Origin of the sequence: Arthrobacter dokdonellae, assembly GCF_003268655.1 — a bacterium.
GTDB lineage: Bacteria > Actinomycetota > Actinomycetes > Actinomycetales > Micrococcaceae > Specibacter > Specibacter dokdonellae.
Window position 1 is genome coordinate 2,214,356 of sequence record NZ_CP029642.1, and the last position, 26,065, is coordinate 2,240,420.

At 64.8% G+C, this 26,065-nt stretch carries 16 protein-coding genes and 1 tRNA gene; 11 read left to right on the forward strand and 6 right to left on the reverse strand.

Going from position 1 to position 26,065, the window contains the following annotated elements; translation table 11 throughout:
• The first annotated feature begins 42 nt into the window (after window positions 1–42).
• The 10 genes from DMB86_RS09825 to pyk all read left to right on the forward strand — a co-directional run bounded on the left by DMB86_RS09825 (window position 43) and on the right by pyk (window position 15,494).
• Window positions 43–1,653 (forward strand): anthranilate synthase component I, encoded by a 1,611-nt coding sequence (locus DMB86_RS09825; protein ID WP_113717600.1) that lies wholly within the window; start codon window positions 43–45, stop codon window positions 1,651–1,653.
• Entirely contained in the window at window positions 1,650–2,246 is a 597-nt protein-coding gene (locus DMB86_RS09830) for a Trp biosynthesis-associated membrane protein (RefSeq protein WP_113717601.1), read from the forward strand. Before DMB86_RS09825 ends, DMB86_RS09830 begins: the two co-directional genes overlap by 4 nt.
• Window positions 2,247–2,341: 95 nt before the next feature.
• Complete coding sequence (locus DMB86_RS09835) at window positions 2,342–2,626, forward strand: HGxxPAAW family protein (RefSeq protein WP_113717602.1); 285 nt, start codon at window positions 2,342–2,344, stop codon at window positions 2,624–2,626.
• A gap of 2 nt (window positions 2,627–2,628) precedes the next feature.
• Complete coding sequence (trpC, locus tag DMB86_RS09840; protein WP_113717603.1) at window positions 2,629–3,459, forward strand: indole-3-glycerol phosphate synthase TrpC; 831 nt, start codon at window positions 2,629–2,631, stop codon at window positions 3,457–3,459.
• A 155-nt stretch (window positions 3,460–3,614) separates the two neighbouring features.
• Window positions 3,615–5,039 carry a tryptophan synthase subunit beta gene (trpB, locus tag DMB86_RS09845; RefSeq protein ID WP_171814598.1) on the forward strand — a complete coding sequence of 475 codons (1,425 nt, stop codon included), beginning with the start codon at window positions 3,615–3,617 and terminating at the stop codon, window positions 5,037–5,039.
• A complete protein-coding gene (trpA, locus tag DMB86_RS09850) occupies window positions 5,032–5,898 on the forward strand; it encodes a tryptophan synthase subunit alpha (RefSeq protein WP_113717605.1) in 867 nt (288 codons plus the stop codon). Before trpB ends, trpA begins: the two co-directional genes overlap by 8 nt.
• 6 nt (window positions 5,899–5,904) lie before the next feature.
• Window positions 5,905–7,131, forward strand: coding sequence for a prolipoprotein diacylglyceryl transferase (lgt, locus tag DMB86_RS09855; protein ID WP_171814441.1), 1,227 nt, complete (start codon window positions 5,905–5,907; stop codon window positions 7,129–7,131).
• A 679-nt stretch (window positions 7,132–7,810) separates the two neighbouring features.
• Window positions 7,811–12,493: a glutamate synthase large subunit gene (gltB, locus tag DMB86_RS09860; protein WP_113717606.1), complete on the forward strand. Its 4,683-nt coding sequence runs from the start codon at window positions 7,811–7,813 to the stop codon at window positions 12,491–12,493.
• Entirely contained in the window at window positions 12,486–13,940 is a 1,455-nt protein-coding gene (locus tag DMB86_RS09865) for a glutamate synthase subunit beta (protein ID WP_113717607.1), read from the forward strand. The genes gltB and DMB86_RS09865 overlap by 8 nt, the downstream gene beginning before the upstream one ends.
• Window positions 13,941–14,009: 69 nt before the next feature.
• The gene (gene pyk, locus DMB86_RS09870) at window positions 14,010–15,494 is read left to right on the forward strand and encodes a pyruvate kinase (protein WP_113717608.1); all 1,485 of its coding nucleotides are present in this window, start codon (window positions 14,010–14,012) and stop codon (window positions 15,492–15,494) included.
• Between the two features lie 512 nt (window positions 15,495–16,006).
• Here pyk and DMB86_RS09875 read toward each other — a convergent pair.
• Window positions 16,007–16,603 carry an ANTAR domain-containing response regulator gene (locus DMB86_RS09875; protein WP_113717609.1) on the reverse strand — a complete coding sequence of 199 codons (597 nt, stop codon included), beginning with the start codon at window positions 16,601–16,603 and terminating at the stop codon, window positions 16,007–16,009.
• A 187-nt stretch (window positions 16,604–16,790) separates the two neighbouring features.
• On the opposite strand from DMB86_RS09875, the gene DMB86_RS09880 reads away from it, so the two are divergent.
• Window positions 16,791–16,871: transfer RNA gene (locus tag DMB86_RS09880), tRNA-Leu, on the forward strand.
• Window positions 16,872–17,263: 392 nt separating this feature from the next.
• On the opposite strand, the gene DMB86_RS09885 is transcribed toward DMB86_RS09880, so the two are convergent.
• From DMB86_RS09885 to DMB86_RS09905, 5 genes are all read right to left on the reverse strand, one after another.
• Entirely contained in the window at window positions 17,264–19,513 is a 2,250-nt protein-coding gene (locus tag DMB86_RS09885) for a DEAD/DEAH box helicase (RefSeq protein WP_171814442.1), read from the reverse strand.
• Entirely contained in the window at window positions 19,488–20,888 is a 1,401-nt protein-coding gene (locus DMB86_RS09890; protein ID WP_113717611.1) for an ATP-binding protein, read from the reverse strand. The genes DMB86_RS09885 and DMB86_RS09890 overlap by 26 nt, the downstream gene beginning before the upstream one ends.
• Window positions 20,885–24,226, reverse strand: a complete 3,342-nt coding sequence (locus tag DMB86_RS09895) for a TerB N-terminal domain-containing protein (protein ID WP_113717612.1) — start codon at window positions 24,224–24,226, stop codon at window positions 20,885–20,887. Before DMB86_RS09895 ends, DMB86_RS09890 begins: the two co-directional genes overlap by 4 nt.
• A gap of 130 nt (window positions 24,227–24,356) precedes the next feature.
• Complete coding sequence (locus DMB86_RS09900; RefSeq protein WP_113717613.1) at window positions 24,357–25,325, reverse strand: DDE-type integrase/transposase/recombinase; 969 nt, start codon at window positions 25,323–25,325, stop codon at window positions 24,357–24,359.
• Window positions 25,326–25,384: 59 nt separating this feature from the next.
• On the reverse strand, window positions 25,385–25,789 hold the full coding sequence (locus tag DMB86_RS09905) for a hypothetical protein (protein ID WP_113717614.1): 405 nt from the start codon (window positions 25,787–25,789) through the stop codon (window positions 25,385–25,387).
• Window positions 25,790–26,065: the final 276 nt, after the last annotated feature.

Sequence of the window (26,065 nt, forward strand, 5' to 3'; positions counted from 1 at the left end):
CGCCCGTCCACCCGCCCGCTGAGACGAAAGTACATTCCCTTCATGCAAGACCTTGGTGTCATCAGCCCCACGCTCGAGGAGTTCCGCGAGCTCGCCCGGAACCGCAGGGTGGTCCCCGTCCGCCTCAAGGTGCTGGTCGACGCGCAAACGCCGATCGGCCTGTACCGGACGCTCGCCGCGGAGGCCCCCGGAACGTTCCTGATGGAGTCCGCGGCCGCCGGGGGCGTCTGGTCCCGCTACTCCTTCATCGGCGTGAAGTCCGGGGCGACCCTGACCACCAACGACGGCGCCGCCCACTGGCAGGGCCAGCCGCCGGTCGGCGTTCCCCTGTCCGGCAACCCCGTGGACGCCATGGAGGCCACGCTGAAGCTGCTCGCCACCGAGCGCTTCGAGGGCCTGCCTCCGTTCACCTCCGGGCTGGTCGGCTTTGTCGGCTGGGAATCGGTGCGGCACTGGGAGAAGCTGCCGTCCCCGCCCGAGGATGACCTGCACCTGCCCGAACTGGCGCTGAACCTCATTTCAGACATGGCCGTCCATGACAACACCGAAGGCACGGTGCTGCTGATCGCCAATGCCATCAATGTCAACGGCACCGACGACAACGTGGACGCGGCCTGGCACGACGCCGTCGCGCGGGTCCGCGGCATGCTGGAGCAGCTGCGCACCCCTGTCGTCCAGCCGATGTCCGTCATGGACGTGCCGGAGGCATCCTTTGCGGACAGCGTCCAGGAACGGTGGGACCGGGACGACTACCTGAAGGCCGTTGACCGGGGCAAGGAAGCCATCGTTGACGGCGAGGTGTTCCAGGTGGTGATTTCTCGGCGTTTTGAAATGGCCTGCAAAGCCTCCGCGCTGGACGTGTACCGGGTGCTGCGCAACACCAACCCCAGCCCCTACATGTACCTGTACAGCTTCGAGGATGCGCACGGCAAGCCCTACTCCATCGTGGGCTCCTCGCCCGAGGCGCTGGTAAGCGTCAGCGGCACCGAGGTCATCACGCACCCCATTGCCGGCTCGCGCCCGCGCGGCAAGACGCTGGAGGAGGACAAGTTCCTGGCCCGGGACCTGCTCGCGGACGCAAAGGAGCGTTCCGAGCATCTGATGCTGGTGGACCTCTCCCGCAACGACCTTTCCAAGGTGTGCAATCCCGGCACGGTTGATGTCACCCAGTTCATGGAGGTGGAGCGCTTCAGCCACATCATGCACCTGGTGTCCACCGTGGTGGGCACCCTGGCCAAGGACAAGAAGCCGTACGACGTGCTGGCCGCGACCTTCCCGGCCGGTACGCTGTCCGGCGCGCCCAAGCCGCGCGCCCTGCGCCTCCTGGACGAGCTGGAACCCCACCGCCGCGGCATCTACGGCGGCGTGGTGGGCTATTTGGACTTTGCCGGCGACATGGACATGGCGATCGCCATCCGTTCCGCCCTGCTGCTGGATGGCAAGGCCTATGTCCAGGCCGGCGGCGGGATCGTGGCCGACTCCGTCAACGAGACCGAGGCCCAGGAGACCGTCAACAAGGCCGCGGCGCCGCTGCGCGCGGTCCATGCCGCGGCGTCGCTTCGGGCGCTGGGGGAAGCCGCCTGGGGAGCCACCGCGGAAGCCGCAGGGAACCGCCCTTTCACATCCGCCAACGTCACGGGGAACCTTTCATGAGCGCCAAACCATCCGTACCGACCTGGCAGCGCAAGTCCACGCTGGTCATGCTTGCCGTGCTCGCGGCGCTGGCCGTCTTTGGCACCACCACCCAAACCTGGATCCACGTGTCCTTCGCCCAAGGCGCCGTGCAGCAGGCCGCCCTGAACGTCCCGGGCAGCAAGGCCGCCGTCGCCGTCTCGGCGCTGGCCCTGGTTGCACTGGCGGGCGTACTGGCCACGACCATCGCCGGGCGCGTGGCACGGATCATCGCCGGCGCGATCGTGCTGCTCAGCGCACTGGGCATCATCGCCGTCGTGCTTGGCGTGCTGGCCGATCCGTCCGCAGCGGCCATGGCCGAAGTGGGCAAGGCCACCGGCGTCGTCGGCGTTGCCAGCGACGCCACCACCACATGGTTCCCCCTGGCCGCCCTGGCCGCATCCATCGTGCTGGCAGCTGCCGCCGGACTCATCCTGTGGGTCGGCCGCCGCTGGACCGTGCGGACCAAGTACGACGCCGCCACCTCCTCCGCGGAGCGCCCCGGCCCGGGCGACCCCATCGACGAAGTGGACAGCTGGGACTGGCTCAGCCGCGGCGACGACCCGACGGCCTAGGCTGCGGCGACGTCCACAGCGCGGCCGGGTTTCGGCTTCCGCAAGCTTCTAATGGCAGAATGTATTGCAGTATCCGCATCAAAGGGAGAGTTACCATGAGCAACAAGTCGGCCACCACGTCCGCAACGGTCAGCACGCAAGGTCCCATCGACCACAGCATTGAACTGGGTCACGGGAACAGCCCGGCCGCGTGGACCTGCGTCACGGTCATGCTGGTCGGGGTCATTGTAGGGTGCATCGCCTTCCTCATTGGTGAAAGCGCCACCATCCTGTTCTGGATCGGTGTGGCGATCATTGCCATCGGCCTGATCGTCGGAGTGGCCATGAAGGTCGCCGGGTTCGGCGTTGGCGGAAGCAAGCTGAAGAACAACGGCCACTGACCGTGACTGTTTTGCAGGACATCATTGCGGGGGTCAGGGAGGACCTTGACGCCCGCATGCGGACGGTGCCCCTCGCGGAACTGAAGGACCGGGCCGCCGCGGCGCCGCCCGCCCTGGATGCTTTTGCGGCCCTGGGCGGGGTCGCCGGCGCGCTTCCGGAGCTGCGCGTCATCGCCGAGGTCAAGCGCCGCAGCCCGTCAAAGGGGGAGCTGGCCGGCATCGCCGATCCCGGGGCACTGGCCGGCCGGTATGCCGACGGCGGTGCCTCGGTGATCAGCGTGCTGACGGAGGAGCGCCGGTTTGGCGGTTCCCTGGCCGACCTGGATGCCGTGCGGGCAGCGGTGCGCATCCCCGTCCTGCGCAAGGACTTCACCTGCGACCCCTACATGATTTGGGAGGCCCGGGCCCACGGTGCCGACCTGGTGCTGCTCATCGTGGCCGCCCTGAACGACGGCGAACTGCGCGACTACCTGGCGCTGGCCCGTGAACTCGGCATGAACGCCATCGTCGAAACGCACACCGCGGAGGAAATTGAGCGCGCCGTGGCCGTGGACGCCCAGATCATCGGCATCAACGTCCGAAACCTGAAGACGCTAGAGGTGGACCGCGGCCACTTCGCCGCCCTGGCAGGGAACATTCCGGCCGGCCCCGTGGTGATTGCCGAATCGGGTGTCCGCGACGCGCAGGACGTGCGCCACTACGCCGGGCACGGCGCCCACGCCATCCTGGTGGGCGAGGCACTCGTCAGGGACGCCGCCCCGCTGGAGCGGATCACAGAATTCAAGCAGGCCGGCACGGCGGCAATGCAGGACCTGCACCAAGACGCACGCTAGCCCGGTCCGGCTTCCGGCCCGGAAGGGCCGGGCACGCACGGCCGGGAAGGGCCGTGTACATCCCGGCCTGGAGCGGCGCGGCCCAGGCATGCCGGCCGGCCGGCGGGCCAACGACTTATTCGCAACTATGAGCAACGAACAGGACGGTGGAACTGATGGCCCATGAGCCCACAGCTTCGTCATCAGGACCCGCCGGCATGGACGACGCCGCAACGGCGTTCCTGGCCGGCGGCAACGGACCGGACGCACGCATCACGGAGCAGTCCCTGCGCCACGCGCCGGGGCCCTACTTCGGCAGCTACGGTGGACGATGGATGCCGGAGTCGCTGATCGCCGCTCTGGACGAGCTTGAGGACACCTTTGAAAAGGCCAAGGTGGATCCGGAGTTTCTGGCCGAAGTGGCCGAGCTGAACAAGAACTACTCCGGCCGCCCGTCGCTGCTGACCGAGGCCAGGCGCTTCGGCGAGCACGCCGGCGGAGCGCGCATCTTCCTCAAGCGCGAAGACTTGAACCACACGGGCTCGCACAAGATCAACAACGTGATTGGCCAGGCCCTGCTCGCCAGGCGCATGGGCAAGACCCGCATCATCGCCGAGACCGGCGCCGGCCAGCACGGCGTGGCCAGTGCCACGGCCGCTGCCCTGCTCGGGATGGAATGCGTGGTCTACATGGGCGCCGAGGACTGCCGCCGGCAGGCCCTGAACGTGGCCCGCATGCAGCTGCTGGGCGCCACCGTGGTGCCCGTGACCAACGGCTCCCAGACACTTAAGGACGCGATCAACGACGCGCTGCGCGACTGGGTCGCCAACGTCGAAACCACCCACTACCTGCTGGGCACCGCGGCCGGGGCCCACCCCTTCCCCGCCATGGTCCGCTTCTTCCACGAGGTCATCGGCGAGGAGGCCCGCGCCCAGATCCTCGAGCAGATCGGCCGGCTGCCGGACGCCGTCTGCGCCTGCATCGGCGGCGGCTCCAACGCCATCGGGATCTTCCACGGCTTCCTGGACGACGCGGGCGTGAAGATCTACGGCTTCGAGGCGGGGGGCGACGGCGTTGAAACCGGCCGCCACGCCGCCACCATCACGCTGGGCCGCCCCGGGGTGCTCCACGGCGCGCGGTCCTACCTGATGCAGGACGAGGACGGCCAGACCGTCGAATCCCACTCCATCTCGGCCGGCCTGGACTACCCGGGAGTGGGCCCGGAGCACGCCTACCTGGCAGACATCGGGCGCGTCAGCTACGAACCCATCACCGACGCGGAGGCCATGGACGCGTTCAAGCTGCTCAGCCAGACCGAAGGCATCATCCCGGCCATCGAGTCCTCCCATGCCCTGGCCGGCGCCATCAAGGTCGGCAAGCGGCTCACGGAAGGCGCGGCAACGCCGTCGGACATTGTGATCATCGTGAACCTGTCCGGCCGCGGCGACAAGGACGTGGAAACGGCCGCGGAGTGGTTCGGCATGCTGGACGAGGACGGCCACGTCAAGGGCACCACGCTTTCCACCCGCTCCTCCAAGGGCGCCGCACCAACGGCAGAAGCAAACGCCGACGAGAACGCAGAGGATGCCACGCATGAGTGAAGCAACCGCCCCGGCCACCGGGGGCAAGTCCGCCGGCAACCAAGGCGCCGCCAGCAAGTCCGCAGCGGCAATCGACCGCGCCAAGGCCGCGGGCCGCAAGGCCCTGGTCGCGTACCTGCCGGCCGGCTACCCGGACAAGCAGACGGCCATTGACGCCGCGATCGCGGTGGCCCGCAACGGCGCTGACATCATTGAAATCGGCATCCCGTACTCGGACCCCGTCATGGACGGCGCCGTCATCCAGGCAGCCACCACGCAGGCCCTTGCCAACGGGTTCCGCGTCGCGGACGTGTTCGACGTCGTTGCAGCCGTCACCGCGCAAACCGACGCCGCGGTGCTGGTCATGACCTACTGGAACCCCGTGCTGCGCATGGGTGTTGACGAATTTTCCCGCCGGCTGGCCGAGGCCGGGGGCGCCGGGCTTATCACCCCCGACCTCATCCCCGACGAAGCCGAAGAATGGTTCGCCGCCTCGGACAAGTACGGGCTGGACCGCGTATTCCTCGTGGCCCCGTCGTCCACGCCGGAACGCGTGGCCATGACGGTGCAGGCCACCCGCGGCTTTGTGTACGCCGTCTCCATCATGGGCGTGACCGGCGCCCGTGCGTCGGTGTCCAGCGCGGCCGAGGCCGTGGTGGCCGCAGCCCACGGAGCCGGCGCCGAACACGTTTGCGTGGGCCTGGGCGTGTCCAAGCCCGAGCATGTGCGTGAGATTGCGGCCTACGCCGATGGCGTCATTGTGGGCACCGCCTTGGTGGCGGCGCTTCGCGACGGCGGCGTGCCGGCCGTGGGCGAACTCGCCCGGGAACTCAGCACGGCCTTCGACCCTGCGACACCGACCACCACTACGGGAGCGTAACCGCCAGTGACCTTCACCGCCCATTCCTTGGCCGCCTCTGCACCGGCCGCCATTCCCGCGCCGGTGTGGTCCGGCTTCGACATCGGCCCGCTGCGCATCCACGCGTACGCGCTGTGCATCCTCCTGGGCATCATTGCGGCGATCTGGCTGACCAGCATCCGCTGGAAGCGGCGCGGCGGTCCCGAGGGCTCCATCTGGGACATCGCCATCTGGGCCATCCCGTTCGGCATCATCGGCGGCCGGCTCTACCATGTGTTTTCCTCCCCCGACGCCTACTTCGGCCCGGGCTACAACGGCACGGGCAACCTCTGGCTGATTCCACAGATCTGGCGGGGCGGGCTGGGCATCTGGGGAGCCGTGGTGCTCGGCGTCATCGGCGCGTGGATCGGCTGCCGCCGTGCGGGAGTGAAGATCTCCGCCTTCATCGATGCCGCTGCGCCGGGCATCCTGCTGGCCCAGGCGATCGGCCGCTGGGGCAACTACTTCAACCAGGAACTGTTTGGCGGACCCACCACGCTGCCTTGGGGCCTGCATGTGGACCCGCAATTCGTGCCCAGCGGCTTCAGCCCGGATACGCTCTTCCACCCCACCTTCCTGTATGAATGCGTATGGGACGTTCTGGGCGTGGTTGCGCTGCTGCTCATCGACAGGCATTTCCGGATGCGCCGAGGCCGCCTGTTCCTGATGTACGCCATGATCTACACTGCGGGCCGGTTGTGGATTGAAATGCTGCGCATCGACGCCGCCGAGCACCTCACCTTCTTTGGCATCACCGCCAGGCTGAACGTGTGGACCAGCATCTTGGTCTTCACGGCCGCTCTGCTCGTCTTCCTGATCCTGACGTTCGTGCGCCGCAAGTCCGTGGCCCAATCCGTCTACCTGCCCGGCCGCGAACCGGCCGCGGTTGGGGCCGGCACCGCGGGCACGGATCAGGCGGGTGGCACCACGGGCACGGACGACGCCGGTGCCTCCGCGGCGCAGCCCGCCGGCGCCGCTTCATCCGATGCCGGCGCCCGGGATGCGGGGGACCGCGAAGCGGGGGCCAGGCACGTCGCGCCCAAGGCAACCGACCTCAAGGCGACTGACTCCGATGCCCCTGGCTCCGGCGCCACTGACGTGGGCGGCCCGGAGGCGAGGGGCGGGGGACCTGGCGCGGTAGGCGGCGGAGGGTCGGACGAAGCCCCTTCCGGGGGCGCATCCACTACGGATGCATCGAAGAAGTCCGGAGGCTAGCAGCCCCACGTTGTCCATCGGCGGCAGCGGCTGCCGGCAACAGCACACAGGAAGGGCGGTCCCGTCAGGGGCCGCCCTTCCTGCATCCGACCCGCCGGCAGGCTGTGCGGACCAGGCCCGCCCCGCCGGCGGATTCCACACGCTCCTGCAGATCGGGGGGAGTTTTTGGAGAACGCTCCTGCAGGTCTGGGGAGTTTTTGGAGAACCATCCTGCAGATCAGGCAACCTTTTAGAGCGCTCCTGCGGATACCGGGATCGGGGGCTCTTTAAAGGACGCTCCCGCAGCGGCGCTTGTGCTAGTGGCACTGCCGCTGCAGGAGCGTGGGTGAATACCGGCCCGGATCTGCAGGAGCGTCTGACGGGATGAAGGCGACGAACACCCCGAAGATTCAAGATTATTACGGATCGTGCATATGTGTCCATATTTCAAGACCGATGTATTCACTTGCGTCCGGTCCCCTATATAGTGAAATCCGCCGCGTACTGACGGCCCGGGACACCGCCGGGCCAGGTTGTGCACCTGCACCAAGGAAGAACCGTCCAAGGGTGCTTGTCACAGCAGGCGACGGCGCAACGCCGTTGTTGCGCACCAATTCTGCTTCCCGGGGATTCCACCCCGGTCGCCAAGGGCCATCGTCGTCCCCAACCACCGTTCGACCAGGGGAAGGACCCAACCGCCATGACTCGAGCTTCACAGCTGTCCGCCGGCCACGCACTGTCGCCTTTCACGCGCTTTGCCGCCATTCCGGAGCAGGCCGGCCTGTACCGCCCCGAGACAGAGAAGGACGCCTGCGGACTGGCAATCGTCGCTACCCTGCGCGGCACGCCCGGTCACGACATAGTGCAAAACGCACTGACCGCGCTGCGCAACCTCGAACACCGCGGCGCCGTGGGTGCCGACGAAGGCACCGGAGACGGTGCCGGGATCCTCGTTCAAATCCCCGACGAATTTTTCCGTGCCGTTGCCGGGCTGGAACTGCCGCCCGCAGGGGAGTACGCCGTGGGCACCGCCTTCCTGCCCACGGATCCCAAGGAGCTGGCGGCAACACGCGCAGGCATTGAAGCGCTGGCCGAACGCGACGGCCTGAAGGTGCTGGGCTGGCGCGAGGTCCCTGTCGTGGCGGACCTGGTAGGCGCCAGCGCCCGGGCCTGCATGCCCCACTTCAGCCAGCTGTTCCTGGCCCAGGACCTGCCCGCCCAGGACCTGCCCGCCCGGGACGTGCCGGCCCAGGCCCCCACGGCAACCCGGCCGGCGCCTGCACCGACCCGCAGCGAGGCGAATGCCCTGGACGCCAAGGCATTCCGGCTGCGCAAGCGGGCCCAGCACAAGTTCGGCGTCTACTTCCCCTCCCTGTCCTCCAAGACCATCGTCTACAAGGGCATGCTGACCACGGCCCAGGTGGAGCCGTTCTATCCGGACCTCTCCGACGGGCGCTTCAAGACCCTGCTGGCAGTGGTGCATTCGCGCTTCTCCACGAACACGTTCCCGTCGTGGCCGCTGGCCCAGCCGTTCCGGACCATCGCCCACAACGGCGAAATCAACACGGTCAAGGGCAACCGCAACTGGATGCGGGCCCGCCAGTCCACCATGTCGCACCCGCTGCTGGGGGACGCGCCCGAGGAACTGTTCCCGATCTGCACCCCCGGCGCCTCGGACTCCGCGTCGTTCGACGAGGTGGCGGAGCTCCTGTGGCTCTCCGGCCGCCCCATCACCGAAGCCATCATGATGATGATCCCCGAAGCCTGGGAAAACCACGCCACGATGGACCCGGACCGCAAGGCCTTCTACGAGTACCACTCCCTCATGATGGAGCCGTGGGACGGCCCTGCCGCGGTGTCCTTCACCGACGGCAACCAGGTGGGCGCCACCCTGGACCGCAACGGCCTGCGCCCGTGCCGCTACTGGGTGACCGACGACGGCCTGGTCGTCTTTGCCTCCGAGGTCGGCGTGCTGGACCTTCCCGCCGAGAGGATCGTGGAAAAGGGCCGGGTGGCACCCGGGAAGATGTTTGTGGTGGACACCGAAGCTGGCCGGCTCATCCGTGACGGGGAGATCAAGAACCAGCTCGCCGCGGCCAACCCGTGGGCCGCATGGGTGAAGGAAAACACCATCCGCCTGGCCGAGCTGCCGGAACGCGAGCACGTGGTGCACACGGCCGCCTCCGTCGTCCACCGCCAGCGCACCTTCGGCTACACCACGGAGGAGCTGAAGATCCTGCTTGGCCCCATGGCCCAGACCGGCGGCGAGCCGCTGGGCGCCATGGGCACCGACACCCCCGTGGCCGTGCTGTCCAAGCGCCCGCGCCTGCTGTTTGACTACTTTGTGCAGTCCTTCGCCCAGGTCACCAACCCGCCACTGGACTCCATACGGGAGGAGCTCGTCACCTCCCTGAACACGGCGATCGGCCCGCAGGGCAACCTGCTCTCCCGCGCCAAGGTCAGGATGCCGCAGGTGGCGCTGACGTTCCCCGTGATCAACAATGACGAACTGGCCAAGATCGCCAACATCGAGAGCCCCGCCAGCGCCGACGGCACCGGAGGGGAGCGCATCGCCATGAAGGTGCGCGGGCTGTACAAGTTCGACGGCGGCGAGGCGGCCCTGCGTGCCCGGCTCACCGAGATCTGTGAGCAGGTGTCCGGCGCCATCAACCGCGGCGTTCAGTACGTGGTGCTCTCCGACCGCGACTCCTCGGCCGCCTGGGCCCCGATTCCGTCGCTGCTGCTGCTCAGCGCCGTCCACCACCACCTGCTGCGCAGCTCCAACCGGACCAAGGTTTCCCTGGTGGTGGAAGCCGGCGACGTCCGCGAGGTCCACCATGTGGCCGTGCTGATCGGCTACGGCGCGGCCGCCGTCAACCCGTACCTGGCCATGGAATCGGTCGAGGAGCTGGTCCGCAACGGCGACATCACCGGCGTGAGCGCGGAGCAGGCAGTCCACAACCTGATCAAGGGCCTGGGCAAGGGCGTGCTGAAGATCATGTCCAAAATGGGCATCTCCACCGTGGCCTCCTACTGCGGGGCGCAAACCTTTGAGGCGCTGGGCCTGTCGCAGGAACTCGTCAGTGAATACTTCACCGGCACCGTCTCCCAGCTCGGCGGCGTCGGCCTCGGCGTCGTGGCTGCGGAGGTCGGTGCGCGGCACACGCAGGCGTACCCGGTCGACGGCGTGGATGTCCCGCACCAGCCCCTGGCCGGCGGTGGCGAATACCAGTGGCGCCGCGAAGGCGAGCCGCACCTGTTCAACCCGGACACCGTGTTCCGGCTGCAGCACGCCACGCGGGAACGCCGCTACGACATCTTCAAGAAGTACACCCAGGGGATCGACGACCAGGCCGGGAAGCTCATGACGTTCCGTGGGCTGCTGAAGTTCCGCGACGGCGTCCGCCAGCCGGTGCCCCTGGAGGAAGTTGAGCCGGTCAGCAGCATCGTCAAGCGCTTCTCGACGGGGGCCATGAGCTACGGCTCCATCTCCCGCGAGGCCCACGAGACCCTGGCCATCGCCATGAACCGCCTCGGCGCCAAGTCCAACACGGGCGAGGGCGGGGAGGACGTGGACCGCCTGCTGGACCCGGAGCGCCGCTCCGCGATCAAGCAGGTCGCCTCCGGCCGCTTCGGCGTGACCAGCCTCTACCTCACCAACGCCCAGGACATCCAGATCAAGATGGCCCAGGGCGCCAAGCCGGGTGAGGGCGGCCAGCTGATGGCCAAGAAGGTCTACCCCTGGATTGCCGAAACCCGGCATTCAACCCCCGGCGTGGGGCTGATCTCGCCGCCGCCGCACCACGACATCTACTCGATCGAGGACCTGGCGCAGCTGATTTACGACTGCAAGCGGGCCAACCCCGAGGCTCGGGTCCACGTGAAGCTGGTCTCCGAGATGGGGATTGGCACGGTGGCCTCCGGCGTGACCAAGGCCAAGGCCGACGTCGTCCTGGTTTCCGGGCACGACGGCGGCACCGGCGCCAGCCCGCTGAACTCGCTCAAGCACGCCGGCATGCCGTGGGAGCTGGGCCTGGCGGAGACGCAGCAGACGCTGCGCCTGAACGGGCTGCGCGACCGCGTGGTGGTGCAGGTGGACGGGCAGCTGAAGACCGGCCGCGACGTGGTGGTCGCCGCACTGCTCGGCGCCGAGGAATTCGGCTTCGCCACGGCGCCGCTGGTGGTGTCCGGCTGCGTGATGATGCGGGTGTGCCACCTGGACACCTGCCCGGTCGGCGTGGCCACGCAAAACCCCGAACTGCGACGGCGGTTCAGCGGCAAGCCGGAATTCGTGGTGAACTTCTTTGAATTCCTGGCCGAGGAGGTCCGCGAAATCCTCGCCGGGCTCGGCTTCAGGACCCTCGAGGAAGCCATCGGGCAGGGTGGCCTCCTGGACACGCGGGACGCCCTGAACCACTGGAAGACGGCGGGACTGGACCTGTCGCCGATCCTGTCCGACGCCGGCGTGCCCGCGTCCGTGCCGGTGCGAAGCCTGACCACGCAGAACCACGAGCTGGAGAAGCACTTTGACCAGCAGCTGGTCGCCATGAGCGCCGAGGCGCTGGCGGACCGGGCCCCGGTGCGCATCAGCGTCCCGGTGGTCAACACGGACCGTTCGGTGGGCACCCTGCTGGGCTGGCACGTCACCAAGACGTTCGGCATCGACGTGCTCGGGCCGGACACCATCGACGTGACGCTGACCGGCCAGGCCGGCCAGTCGCTGGGCGCCTTCCTGCCGGCCGGCATCACGCTGCGGCTGTTCGGCGACGCCAACGACTACGTGGGCAAGGGCCTCTCCGGCGGGCGCATCACCGTCCAGCCCGACCGGGCCAATGCCTTCACCGCAGCGGAGAACGTCATTGCCGGCAACGTCATCGGCTACGGGGCCACCAGCGGGGAGATGTTCCTGCGCGGCCAGGTGGGCGAGCGCTTCCTGGTCCGCAACTCCGGCGCCACGGCCGTCGTCGAAGGCATTGGCGACCACGGCTGCGAATACATGACCGGCGGGCAGGCGCTGATCCTGGGGCCCACCGGCCGCAACTTCGGGGCCGGCATGTCCGGCGGCACGGCCTATGTCCTGGACCTCCAGGCAAGCAACGTCAACAAGGCGGCCCTGGACTCGGGCGAGCTGCAGCTCCGGACGCTCGACGCCGGCGACGCGGACATTGTCCACGCACTTTTGGTGAAGCACCGGGACGAGACGGGATCGGCGGTGGCCGAGGCCCTGCTGGCCGACTTCCCGGCGACGACCGCCCGCCTGACGAAGGCACTCCCGCGCGACTACGCGGCAGTTTTGGAAACCCGCCTGGCAGCAGCCGGGCTGGGCGAAGACCCCGACGGCGATTCCGTCTGGCAGAAAATTTTGGAGGTTACCGGTGGCTGATCCCCGCGGTTTTTTGAAGAATCGGGAACGCATCACCCAGGCCCGGCGGCCCGTCCCGGTCCGGATCATGGACTGGAAAGAGGTGTACGAGGCCCAGGAAAAAGGCGTCCTGAAGGCGCAGGCCGGCCGCTGCATGGACTGCGGCGTGCCGTTTTGCCACCAGGGCTGCCCGCTGGGGAACCTCATCCCCGAGTGGAACGACCTCACGTGGCGCGACAAGGGCCAGGAGGCCATTGAACGGCTGCACGCCACCAACAACTTCCCCGAATTCACCGGCCGGCTCTGCCCGGCACCGTGTGAAACGGCGTGTGTCCTCGGCATCAACCAGCCGGCCGTGACCATCAAGCAGGTGGAGGTCTCCATCATTGACGAGGCCTTCGCCCAGGACTGGGTCCACCCGCTGCCGCCGGCCAGGCTCACGGGGAAGACGGTCGCCGTCGTCGGTTCCGGCCCGGCGGGCATGGCCGTGGCCCAGCAGCTCACGCGCACCGGACACACGGTGGCCGTGTATGAGCGCGACGACAGGATTGGCGGGCTGCTGCGCTACGGCATCCCGGACTTCAAGCTGGAGAAGGAGACCCTGGACCGCCGCCTGGAGCAGATGGCGGCCGAGGGGACCCGCTTCCGCACCGGCATCGAGGTGGGCAAGGACATCGGGTGGGAGGAACTGCGAAGGCGCTACGACGCCGTCGTGGTGTGCACGGGGGCCACGGTGCCCCGCGACCTGCCCATCCCCGGGCGCGCGCTGGAGGGCGTGCACTTTGCGATGGACTATCTGGTGCAGTCGAACAGGGTGGTGGCCGGGGACCGCGTGGAGAACCAGATCGATGCCCGCGGCAAGCACGTGGTCATCCTGGGCGGCGGCGACACCGGGGCGGACTGCCTGGGCACGGCGCACCGGCAGCAGGCGGCGTCCGTGACCACCCTCGCCATCGGGAAGCAGCCGCCGCTGGAGCGCGGCTCCGCCCAGCCGTGGCCGACGTTCCCGAACCTGTTTGAAGTGGCCAGCGCCCACGAGGAAGGCGGGGAACGCAGCTACCTGGCCTCCACGGTGGAATTCCTCGGCGACAACGGGGTGCTGACCGGGCTGAAGATCGCCGAGACCGAGTATGTGGGGAACAGGCGCGTGCCCAAGGAGGGCACCGACCGGACCATCCCGGCCGACCTGGTGTTCCTCTCGCTCGGCTTCACCGGTCCCGAGACCGCCGAGCTGACCCACCAGCTGCCCGTTGAGCTGGACGGGCGTTCCAACGTGGAGCGCGACGGCCACTACATGACGAGCCGCACCGGCGTGTTCGCCGCCGGGGACGCCGGGCGGGGACAGTCGTTGATTGTGTGGGCCATCGCGGAGGGCCGCGCCTGCGCCGCGGCGGTTGACAAGTTCCTGATGGGCGAGACGAACCTGGACGCGCCCGTCTCACCCAGCGACTCGGCTATCCGTGTTTAGCGGCCAACGGCTAGGCTTGAAGCAGGGACCAAGGATTTCCACTGTCAACCACACCATTAGGTAGGTAAATTGAGACGCGCAAAAATTGTGGCCACGTTTGGGCCCGCCATCGCCAGCTTCGAGAACACCCTGGCCGTTCTGGACGCGGGCGTTAACGTTGCCCGGATGAACATGAGCCACGGCGACTACACCGTGCACCAGAACACCTACGACAACGTGCGCAAGGCATCAAACCAGCTGCACAAGAGCGTCGCCATCATGGCCGACCTCCAGGGCCCGAAGATCCGCCTGGGCCGCTTCGCCAACGGCGAAGGCTACGATCTGGCCGTGGGCGACGTCTTCACGATCACCACCGAGGACGTCCCGGGCACCAAGGACATCTGCTCCACCACGCTGAAATCCCTCACCGAGGACGTCAAGGCCGGGGACATCCTGCTCATTGACGACGGCAAGGTTTCCGTCCGGGCCACCCTGGTGGACGATGTCAAGGTCGTCACCGAGGTCATTGTGCCCGGGAAGGTCTCCAACAACAAGGGCATCAACCTGCCAGGTGTTGCGGTCAACGTTCCGGCCTTGAGCGAAAAGGATGAGGACGACCTGCGCTGGGCACTCAAGTGCGGCGTGGACCTCGTGGCACTGTCCTTTGTCCGGGACGCCGCGGACATCTCGCGTGTCCACGAGATCATGGACGAGGCAGGCCGCCGCGTCCCCGTGATCGCCAAGATCGAAAAGCCGCAGGCAGTGGACAATCTCGAGGCCATCGTCGATGCGTTCGACGCCATCATGGTGGCCCGTGGCGACCTTGGCGTGGAACTGCCGCTGGAAGACGTCCCGCTCGTGCAGAAGCGCTGCGTGGACCTGGCGCGACGCTGGGCCAAGCCGGTCATCGTGGCCACGCAGGTGCTCGAATCCATGATTGAAAGCCCGCGCCCCACCCGGGCAGAGGCTTCGGACTGCGCCAACGCGGTGCTCGACGGCGCCGATGCGGTCATGCTTTCCGGCGAGACGAGCGTCGGCAGGTTCCCGATCGAGACCGTCAAGGTCATGGCCCGCATCATTGAGGCCACCGAGAAGGACGGCCTCAAGCGCATCCCGGGCCTGGGCTCCGAGCCGAAGACCCGGGGCGGCGTCATCACCGCCGCCGCCGTGCAGATCGCTGACCAGCTGGAAGCCAAGTACATTGCGACGTTCACGCAGTCCGGCGACTCGGCTCGCCGCCTGTCGCGGCTGCGCCCGTCCCGGCAGGTCTTCGCGTTCACTCCGGTGGAGCAGGTGCGCAACCAGCTGGCCCTGACGTGGGGCATTGAGCCGGTGCTGGTGCCGATGGTGGCCCACACCGACGCCATGACCGAGCAGGTCGACCGCACGTTGCTGGAGAAGGGTCTGGTGTCCGAAGGCGACATGGTTGTCATCGCGGCCGGTTCCCCTCCCGGACAGGCCGGTTCCACGAACCTGGTCAAGGCGCACAAGGTGGGCGACCTGGCCGACATTGGCAAGGGCGCCGACGGCGTCCCGCTGAACCGGGAAAAGGTTGGCCCCTGGCCCACCGCCTAACCGACCGGATACGAAAACAGGGTCGCGAGGACCCGTGAACGTACACATACGGTGGCCTCGGCTGAGCTGGCGGCGTCGACTGTACACATATGGCGCCTTGGAAATCTCAAGGGGCGCCATATGTGTAAAGTCACCGCGGATTTTCGGGGCAATTCCGCCTTATGTGTACAGTCGGAGCGGGCGCGGAGCCAACAACAACCCCGTCGGCGCATGAATGGCCGCATTTCGGCGCGCTCGTCCACTTTTCACGGCTCTTGGTCCGCCTGTACCGCCCCGAAGGTGTTCACTGAGACGCGCTCATTGCTGAATCCGCTCTTGTTTTCAGCAACAAGTGCGTCTTGGTATTTAACCCACGCACATTAAAGTTCGACGCCGGCACCCTGGGTGGGTTCCGGCGTCGTATGTTGAGCGGGCGTCCGTTCCTACGGCTCGCAGGCACGCCGCGGGTCCGTTCCTACGGCTCGCAGGCTCGCCGCGGGTCCGTATCGTGCGTGGCCCTCGTCAAGGCCCTGCTAGTTGACCTGGTTGATGATGGTCTCGGCGACCTCGCGCATGCTCAGGCGGCGGTCCATGGAGGTCTTCTGGATCCAGCGGAAGGCTTCGGGTTCGGAGAGGCCCATCTTGGTGGTGAGCAGGCTCTTGGCGCGTTCGACGAGCTTGCGGGTGGCGAACTGTTCCTGGAGGTCGGACACCTCGTTTTCGAGCGCCTTGATTTCCTCGTGGCGGGAGAGGGCGATCTCCAGGGCGGGGATGAGATCGGCGGGTGTGAAGGGCTTGACCACGTAGGCCATGGCGCCGGCGTCGCGGGCCCGCTCGACGAGCTCCTTCTGGCTAAAGGCGGTCAGCAGGACCACGGGGGCAATGCGGGCCTTGACAATGTGCTCGGCCGCCGTGATGCCGTCCATGACGGGCATTTTGACGTCCATGAGGACCAGGTCGGGCCTAAGCTCCTTGGCCAGTTCCACAGCCTTTTCACCGTTGTCCGCCTCGCCCACCACGTCGTAGCCCTCGCCGCGCAGGATCTCCATGATGTCCAGCCGGATCAGGGTCTCGTCCTCGGCGACGATGACGCGGCGTGCGGGCGTGGTGGATTCCGATTGTTCGGACACTGATGGCTCCTTGGAAAGCTGTTGGCGGGTGGGCTCGGACGCGGGGTCCGAAGCCGGGGCGCACGGGTGGCGGTGGTTCTACAAAACAGCCTATCTGCATGTAGAGTGGTTTCGCGCACTTGTTCGGGAGCGATTCCCGAACCGGCGCGTGATCTTTGTAACGGAGTCCTTTGGGCTCCCGGCAGAGGCCCGAGTGGCGGAATGGCAGACGCGCTGCACTCAAAATGCAGTATCGAGAGGTGTGTGGGTTCGAGTCCCACCTCGGGCACCGTATTACCGCACGTCAGCGCGTTTCAAGCGCTTGATCTGGTGTGTACGCTGTACACGCGTTTTATGCAGCTGGCTGGATGGGTATCCAGTGCTGGTTTAGCGGTGGATGATCGATGCACCATCCCTTCCAGTCTGTGAGCGACAATTCCGTATACCTGTTCATGGTTCAATGGAGCGTTTACAACGTGAGCTGGCCGCGAAGTCGACTTCGACGTTGGTCGTGGCAAATTGCTGAATTCGGTCAGTTCAAAAGATTCCCGGGACGGGGCTGGCTCGGCGGGTGCCTCCTCCCGCATCCAGTGGGCGGCGCCTGAAATCTTTCGGATTGGGGAGTACAGGCACCCGGATAGGACGCAGGTGCGCTGACGACCAAACCGTGGGCAGACCCTTTCATGGTGTGAGGCGGGAAATTGTTTCCTTCGTTCTGGGCAAATCAAGATTCTTCGCCGCGTAGGAGGAGTTGAGCAGATCCTCGCTGAGATACTTATCGTGTTTGTCTTGAACCTTGGCCGCGACGTTTTGTGCCAAAGTGATGGCATCGGGCAAGTCGCTTGTTGCCAGCTCGTCGAGGACTGTGCGGAGAATGGACGGCGTGGTATGGGCACAATTAAGTGCGATTCCGTCCAAACTGGTGTCGATGCCATTGACCGAGAGAAGAACGGCCAAAGTGTTCATGACCCGGTCGCCTGCCCAGGGAAACAGGATCGTCTCGTCGCCCCAGGGCACGATTGTCGCCTTGTCTAAGCCCAACCTTCTGTAGGCCGCTCGGCCGTCCAGAAGCAATCGCTGGGCCGTATTGTCCAGATAGGCAGGGACGTCCGTTGTTTCGTAGATGCGGCGCATCTCTTTTCTGATCCCGTCCGCGATGAGTGGACCTTTGCTGGAGAAGGTGGGGGGTCTGCCGCCTTTGGAGGGTTCGACTTCTATGATTTTCGCGTCGAGATGCACGTTTCGGATGACCCATCTGCGTCCGGCGAAGATCAGTAGCCCGCCGGCTAGGAGGGGTTGGTCAATGGGGATCGAGCCAAGGGTCCTGCCTGCGGCGACGAGCCTGTATTCCTCGCTCGATTCAAATGCGGCATAGAAGGAATAGTGGTTGATGAGTCTCTCGCCAGCTATGCCGGGGAGGAGTAAACCGTCGGTCGCCTGAATTAGAAGATTGGCATGACCCATGCAATGAAGTAGCTCGCTAAACATGGGCGCGGGCACGCACTGGAACGGGCCACTGGCACACAGGGCGCTGAAAAGCTGGGCGGGCGCTGCGCCCCCGTGCTGGGCGATGGTGGAGAGGATCTGCTGGACAAGTGTGGACAGATGGAGACTGTCGACGTTGGGTGGTTCGTACCATCTAGCCAGCATCAGTTCGACGATGGCGATGGTCTCGAGTGTCTCTGACCTGAGTTGGTCGACCGGCGGCGTGCGGTCGTCGATCCCCTCTTCGGAGATGTACAGGCGAAGGACGGAGGGGTTTCCCTCTTGTCTTCCCGAACGGCCCAGCCTCTGGCGGAGGGCTGCGACGCCTCCCGGCGAGCCGATCTGCGCAACGGAGTCGGCCGATCCGATATCGATGCCCATTTCAAGAGTCGATGTGCAGATCGCGGTCGTGGGATTAACTCTTGAGCGAAGGCGTTCCTCAACATCTTCGCGGAACTCTTTGGAGAGGCTGCCATGGTGGGGGAGGAATTCATTGGGGACGCGGCGGCTGTCGCTGATTTGTTGGAGGATGTCGGCATATATTTCCACATTGGCCCTTGAGTTTGCAAAAACGAGGTTGTCCTTACCGCGAAGGGTCTCGAAGAGGTGATTGCCAATCTCAGCTTTGATAGTTCCGCCCGCCAGGTCGTCCCAATCGTCCTGCGTCTGAAGTGTTGGGGTGTGGATCGTGTTGAGGTAGCCGCGCAGCTGCAGTTTCAGTTCTGCACGGTCATCGTCGGTGTCACCAACAAAGGTGACGGTGGAGCTGGCTTCTGGGCGTAGGAATTGCGCGGCGATGCTTAGGTTGCTCAGAGTTGCCGAAAGACCGACTCTGGGAACCCTACGACGGATGGCAAGTTCCACACGGTGGAGCAGCGACTGCAACTGTGCCCCTCGTTCGCTGCCTATGAAGGAATGGAGCTCGTCGATGACGACGTATTGCAGCCCGCCCAGGAGCTTCATTACTGTGCTCCCCTGGTTGACGAACAACGCTTCGAGAGACTCAGGCGTGATGAGTAGTATGCCGTCGGGGGCATCGCGGAGGGCTTTGCGTGCGGAGCCGGGAACATCGCCGTGCCGCCGGTGGACCGGAACACCGGCTGCGGCACCGAGGGATTCCAGCCTGCCGTACTGGTCGTTGATCAAGGCCTTCAGCGGGCTGACGCATAAGGCCTTGACCCCTGGGAGCCCGGTGCCGGAGTCGACTTGGGCGGCAAGGACGGAGCAGATCGGGATCCATGCGGCTTCTGTCTTGCCGGAGGCCGTGGCGGCACTGATGATGACATCGCGATCCGCCGCCATGATCGGTGCGACTGCCTGTGCTTGGGTGTTCCTGAGGTATTTCCAGCCTTGTTTCCAGACCCATTCCTGGATACGGGGATGCAGCTGGCCGTACGCGGCGGCCGGGTCGGTTTCCAGTTCAGAGCCTGAAGCTGGTGAGTTCATCGCCGTCGGGATCTTCCTGTGCAAATACAGAGACGGGTTCAGTAGAGGATGCCGCGGATGGTGGCCGCTGAACGACATTAGCTGCCGTCGCCTCCGGGCTGTCCAGTGGTTCGAGGTCCGGGTTTGATTCCCTGACGGCGGCGAAGGAGCCGACCAGGTCAGTCCAATGCAGCCCCGGGTTTTGTTCCAGAACAGCTAGCAGATCAAGGAAGCCCTTGATCGTGTTTCGGGGTGTGCGGAAGTAGGCGTCTCCGATGCGCTGGGAGCAGTGGTTCATGAAGGCCTGTATCCCTTCATCATTGACCAGATACGCTTCCGAGTTGCCTCCGGCCTGAACGTTCCGGAGTTTGCAGAGCAGGATGTAGAAGTCTTCGGCCGTGAGGTTGGCGAGTCTGAGGACAGGTCCGGAATAGTCGACCCGGTCCCCAGTTGCGTAGGAGTTTTCCGCCAGTCGGGATTGAAGAGCGGTGTAGGAGTACAACCCCCGGCGAGTATCCAGGAGAAAGTCCGGGGTGCCGCCAAAGATAAAGCCCAGGCCTACCGCGGTGCCCTGGGTGGAGTCATTGAGGATGCGGAGGATCTGTTCATAGTTGGAATTTCGGGCCTGTGTGTTTGCCAGTTTGTAGAGGTTGACCATCTCGTCGAGACAGACCAGAAGTCCGCCGAAGCCTGCCAGCCGGACAAATATTGCCAACAGCTTGAGCTGGTCATAAACGTTCGAGTCATCGATGATCGTACGCACGCCCAAGGCCACGCGTGCGTCCGTGCGGGTGGAAAATTCTCCTCGCAACCAGCGCACCGCATCGGATTTGAGTTGCTCGTTGCCTGTGTCGTGGCCCTGCCAGTACTTGGCGATGACTTCTGCAAAGTCATATCCGCCGGTCAGCTCCGTCAGTTGTCCGAGTTTGTACCGGATGACGGATTCGGCGGGGGTGTTGGTTTCCCGGGCTTCGCCCAGTGCCTGGGTCACGAAGCGTTCGATGACGTTCGAGACCGCGCCGCCGTCCGGGGCGGCCCTGGTGGACATGTTCCGCATCAGTTCGGCATACAGGCTTCGCGCCTGCCCGCCCGTGGCGTGGAGGCGCCGGTCCGGGGAGAGGTCGGCGTGGACGGTGACCAGTTTTTGTTGCAGCGCAACGGAACGGATCACGTGCAGGAAGAAGGTCTTTCCCGACCCGTATTCGCCGATCACGAACCGGCTGCCGGATCCGCCGTCCCTGATGCGTTCGATGTCGTTCAAAAGTGCCCTGACTTCGTGGACACGTCCGACTTGGATATGTTGTTGGCCGGCCCTGGGCACGACGCCGGCTCGGAGGGATTGCAGGATCGCGTCCCGTTCGCGGGGGCGGATGATGCTCGGTGTCGACTCCGTCATGACAGGAGCTCCTTGAGTGCGTAGGAATTGATGGTCAGGATTTCGCTGCCTTCCAGCAGCGGCTCCTCGGAGGCGTCCATGGCGGCTTCGTTGAGGACGTCCAGTGCCCCGTCGGGCAGCAACCCGTGTTCTGCCGCCAGGTCGTCAAACCGGGCACGGTCCAGGTGTTCGAGGTCAGCCAGGGCCCGCAGGAACGCGGAGTGGCCGTCGTCGAGATTCCCGATTCTCGGGCTCTCCGCTCCCTGACCGGCAGGTGCTGGATCCAGGCTGGGTGGGATCATGGAGGTGCTGTCGAGGTTATCCTGGAAGATGTCCGCAAGGAGCGCCGATACTGCGGCGGTTTCGGCAAGTTTTGCGTCCATGACGTGCCTGTCGAGGGTTGTCGGGTCAGAGGTCGGTGGGTCCGTTACGGCCGTGGTCCGGCCGGGGAGTGGGAAAGTGGTATCCGGAGTCCCGGGCGGCCTGACGGTGATGGGGGTTACCGCCGGTGGGGGCGTTGTGAGGGCGGAGTGGAGTTTGCCCGTCACGGATTCCGGGTCCAGGCCCAGCAGCTTGTAGATCTTCTGGATTACGGTGACTTCGGCTGCTGCAATGTGCCCGTCCGCGGCCGCGATGGTGATCACGAGGTCTCCGATGGCGGCGCGCTGGTCCTGGTTGAGCTGGCCGATTCGTTTGGCCAGTCCGGTGAGCCTGATCTCGGTGGCACAGAGCCAGCTCAGATGTGCCTGGAGCCGAGTCTTCTCGGCTGGGGTGAGTGCCAGCGTCGATTGCAGCTGTGCGCTCAATCGGTCCATTTCACTTGGGTGGAGGGTGCCATCCGAGCCTGCCACCGCGACCGCAAGATGAAGCATGGTCGCGGCCGCACCATAAGCCGGGGTTGGTGCGGAAGGCATGTCTGGTCCGGCTTCGAACAGGACAATGGGGGCCAAGCTGGACACGCTGGGTCCGCCGAATCTTACGTCCGGTTCCATGCCGATATTCAGGTGCCCGAGAAGCTGGACGAGTTGGACGGATTCGGGTTTGCCCAGTTTGTCCCCAGACGTGGAGGGCCAGTGATTCATGATGTCTGCACCGGTCAACGGTGCGCCCGGGGTTTCCATTTGGTCGCTTACCCATTCTTTGAAGTCATCGACCTCCCCGGGCCGGCTTTCGAGAAGCTCCGGGGGCAGCAGCGCTGCTGCCTGAAGTGTTCCTTTCCCGCTTGGATTCCGGCCCAGCCACCGGCTGTATCCATCGAGCTCGTTGGTGACGGAGCCAAACAGTTCCGAAAGCCTTTGGCCTGCGGCTTTCTGCTCGAACACGGCAGGAACGTCATCCAGCGTTTGCGTGACGAATCCGATCGCCGAACTCGCAGCCGCGTACGTTATCTTCATCCTGGACTTGCCGTTCCGCAGGAGCATGCCCTTGGGGAATGCCTGGCTGAACCTGATGGTGAATAGCTGGTTGAATTCTTCGGGGCACCGGGTGACGGGGGTCCGAGGGTAAATATCGGGGTGGTACCAGGCCCAGGCCAGGGCCCAGTCGGCCGGGAGACGGGTGCCCGAAGCGGCAAATGATCCCAGTCCGGCTCGTAGGGCGAAAGGTACCGGCCATTTATCTGGTGTCAGGGCGGGAAGCTTGGCCGGACCGGTGCCGTGGAATCGTGCCAGCAGGAAATCGATGACTTCGACTAACCCGGACGCATACCCGTGGAAGGACCCGCTCTGCTCCCCGTAGGCCTCGAGCAGTTCAGTGACCTCGGTTCGAATCGCCGGAAGTTCCCGGGCCAGTGACGGATCAGCCTGGATATCGACCAAAACGCGGCGTTCGAGACCGTAAAAGTAGATGAATACATAGCCGATCGGAGTAGAGGGATGGCGCCGGTCGCTGGCCAGCCAGCCCAGGAACGCGGCCCTTCCTTCAGGGGTAATCCCGGCATACGACGGCCAATACGCCAGGCAGCTGCCCTCTAGATCTGGATGCTGTGAATTGATTGGAAGCTCGGGATCAACAAGAGCCGGATCAGCGAGGCTCCCCGGTGTGGAATTCAACGTGCCTATGTAGATGAAACCTCGAGCCAAGTTGTATCCATTAATCTCTCTGGACTGGTCTGGCGCCGTCCATTCGACCGCTTGTTCCTTGCGCCATACCCCCTGCCCACTGACTGAAGCGCTGGGGGAAGATTGCGGCTGAGGTCCTGGTACATGACGCAGGGGCGGCGAGGGCAGAACCGGTGGTGGCGCTGGAATGGTCGCTTGGCTATGTTCGTGTTCGAGCGGCACGAGAAGGGGTTTCGATTGGAGTGAGCGAGAAAACTTCTCTGCGGATTCTGTGTTAGAAATCTGCAGTATCCAACGGAACCCTGACGAGCTGACGAGTTCCACACAGGCGTAGCGCATGACCGGCAATACTGGGTTATTCGAAAATCGGCGGTCTGGGCCGCCTTTGAGGTTGACGTACTGCCACGGTGTGCCGACTTGAACACTGTCGGAAGGAATAGCAGCAGGGGATTCGATGAACTGCTCGATCCGATGGGTGGTCCTCACAGCGTCATAGCTGATGTCCGTGAAGGTCCTGTTTTCTTCGAGGAGGATCCGATCAGGTAGAAGATACAGATTGATCTTTCCCGTGCTCATGCTGGGCACCGAAATGTTGGTCACCAGGTGCTTCGGGCCATGATTAGAAATGGTCACCGGAGTTCGGCGAACCAGTGCCCCTGCACCGGCATTAACCTTCTGCTGATGGCCTGTCGCGAGCACACCGGACTCGTTGATGCGCCAAATGCCTTTGACGTGGGCAAGGTCTGCACCCGCAGCATGGATCCATTCGAAATGCTGAGCATGCTGGTCATTAACGTCGTAGAAGACAACGACCGCTCGACGGCCCCGGTCGCGCTGCACCACCCACCAAATGAATGGAATGCCCAGGAGCCAGACCAGCAACCCGAAAGGCAACGTGAAGAGGCCGACGAAAACAATAGCCAGAACAACCCAACGAGTCAATGGTCGGCGGTGAGCGGATTGATTCAACTGCTCAATGAGGTCATCGGACCCGGTCGGCGTGAGCTGTTGTGGTGAAGCGCCGGTCACGTCCACAAAATGGATCTCAGATGCGCCAATATCTGTCGGATGTGCTGGATAGGCATGAGGGTCCGTAAGGTATTGTCGTCGATGCTTCTGATCGAGACTTGTTCGATAGTAAACACCGCGGGTGCCCATATGTACGTAGTTTCCCCGAGGACCCGTGCCGACCCGAAAACCCGGAACTCCCGCACTGATGCCGAGACCCGACTTGCTGAGATTGAACCGAAACGGGCCCGCCTTCAGACTCTTGCGAACGTAAAACCCCATGTCATCCATTCCATCCCAAGACCAGCGCGGCTACACCACTGGTAGCGCTGGACACATCTTCGCATCAATTTGTTCCCGCGGTGCCACATATTCGCGCTTGAGTCGCGCACCGCGAAAATTGTCAAGCTGTGTGGAGTCACTAAGCGCTTTGTATGGCCGGTTTTGTTGGGGGGAGGTTGATGCCGACTAGGTCGGCTGGGGCAGGTGTGGTGGGTCGCTGGCGGAATCTTCCGGGGTTCTGGGTGTAGTAGCGCTGAAGCGCGTGGTCGCGTGCATTCCAGGCCTCCTTCCAGGAGCCGTCATGGACTTGTGAGGGCGAGAAGAGTGCGATGCCTGAGTGCTTGTGCTTGGTGTTGTACCAGGGCACGTAGTCGTCGATGTAGGACCTGGCGGTCTCTACGGTCTTGAAGATGCGAGGGTAGCCTGGCCGGTATTTCATGGTCCGAAACCCGGACTCGCTGAATGGGTTGTCGTTGCTCACATAGGGCCGGTTATGGGATAGCTCCACGCCGTGCGCGGTGAGGGCATCGCGGAGCAGGTTGGATTTCATGGCCGGCCCGGAATCGGCGTGCACCAGCTGGGGTGCACCGTGTTCGGCGATGGCCGTTTCGAACATTTCCACGGCCAGGTGGTCGGCTTCGCGTTCCTCCACCCGCCACCCGACGATCTGGCGGGAGAAGATGTCCATCACGGAGTAGACCTTGAAGGCTTTCCCCTTCCAGGGTGAGTAGACATCGGTTATATCCCAGGACCAGGCCTGGCAGGGTCCGGTGGCCTTCACCACGGGTTTCGCCCGCCGGCCTTGCTTGTTATCGCGTTTGGTCGGGATCGTGGGGCGGAGCATCTGGTCCTCGATCTGGGCTGCGATGCGCCACCAGGTACGCCGGGAGGCGAGCATGACGCCGTTGTCCCACGCCGTGGCGAAGGAGTGGTCCACGGAGACCTGATCGGCCCAGCCCAGCATGATGTATTCGCTGATCCGCTCCCGGTCCCTGGGACTGATGCGGCACTCGTAGGCGCGCTCAGCCTGGTGGATCGGGTCCTGGACTTGTTCACGCGGATGCTGGCGGTAATGCCACGTGGAACGCGATACGCCCGCCAGTTTCAACGCCTGCCGTTGGGAGCCGGAGAACTCCGCCAGGGTCCGGATGAGGTGATTCTCGGCGGCTATGAACTTTTCGGCTCGTTCGTCTTGTGTGTCGCGGGCTCTGGCACGTTCAAGTCGTGCAAGAGCCCGATAGCTTTTCCCAGGGCCGTATTTGATCCCTCGAGTTCCCGGATGCGGTCCTTGAGCTGTTCGACTTCGGATTGGTGTTTAGCGATCTCCCGGGCACGCGCTTTTTCAAACGCGGACCGTTCGCCAGATGTGCGGGCCATAACTCCATGATCCCTTGGAACCAGGTTCCGGTCGAGATCGCCCTCGTATACCAGCTTCCGCCACCGCCGCAACGTCCAGTCAGGCACCTGCTGGGCGGCAAGCCACGCAGTCTTTGTCCCGTGCGGCTGTAGGTAGTACTCGTGCAAGAATTCACGGATTTCCTCACGAGTGGATCCATGGGTCGCAACTGTCATGGCTGTCTCCTTCAATCAATTCAGAAAGAACCGGGTGGCTCACAACCAGCTTGACGCAGAGGGCCGCAGCCGTCTTGACTCACGGTTGTGTCGCAGATGGCTCGTTTATACAAAGTATGGGTGGAGTGGACATGTTGGCTGGCATTTCGTGGCACTTTCTCTTGCACTCACTTTTCAGCCCTGGAGGTAAGAGCATTGGTGGTGGCGATTCATTGAACCGTTCCACTTTCGCTGCGGTCCCCTATTTGACGCAAGTTGTGGTCCTGTTCTGACGGC

What these genes read in the sequence shown, in the direction of transcription:
- DMB86_RS09825 (WP_113717600.1), top strand. Translation starts at nt 43, where the DNA reads ATGCAAGACCTTGGTGTCATCAGCCCCACGCTCGAGGAGTTCCGCGAG.
- DMB86_RS09830 (WP_113717601.1), top strand. Translation starts at nt 1,650, where the DNA reads ATGAGCGCCAAACCATCCGTACCGACCTGGCAGCGCAAGTCCACGCTG.
- DMB86_RS09835 (WP_113717602.1), top strand. Translation starts at nt 2,342, where the DNA reads ATGAGCAACAAGTCGGCCACCACGTCCGCAACGGTCAGCACGCAAGGT.
- trpB (WP_171814598.1), top strand. Translation starts at nt 3,615, where the DNA reads ATGGCCCATGAGCCCACAGCTTCGTCATCAGGACCCGCCGGCATGGAC.
- trpA (WP_113717605.1), top strand. Translation starts at nt 5,032, where the DNA reads ATGAGTGAAGCAACCGCCCCGGCCACCGGGGGCAAGTCCGCCGGCAAC.
- gltB (WP_113717606.1), top strand. Translation starts at nt 7,811, where the DNA reads ATGACTCGAGCTTCACAGCTGTCCGCCGGCCACGCACTGTCGCCTTTC.
- DMB86_RS09885 (WP_171814442.1), bottom strand. Translation starts at nt 19,513, where the DNA reads ATGAACTCACCAGCTTCAGGCTCTGAACTGGAAACCGACCCGGCCGCC.
- DMB86_RS09890 (WP_113717611.1), bottom strand. Translation starts at nt 20,888, where the DNA reads ATGACGGAGTCGACACCGAGCATCATCCGCCCCCGCGAACGGGACGCG.
- DMB86_RS09895 (WP_113717612.1), bottom strand. Translation starts at nt 24,226, where the DNA reads ATGGATGACATGGGGTTTTACGTTCGCAAGAGTCTGAAGGCGGGCCCG.
- DMB86_RS09905 (WP_113717614.1), bottom strand. Translation starts at nt 25,789, where the DNA reads ATGACAGTTGCGACCCATGGATCCACTCGTGAGGAAATCCGTGAATTC.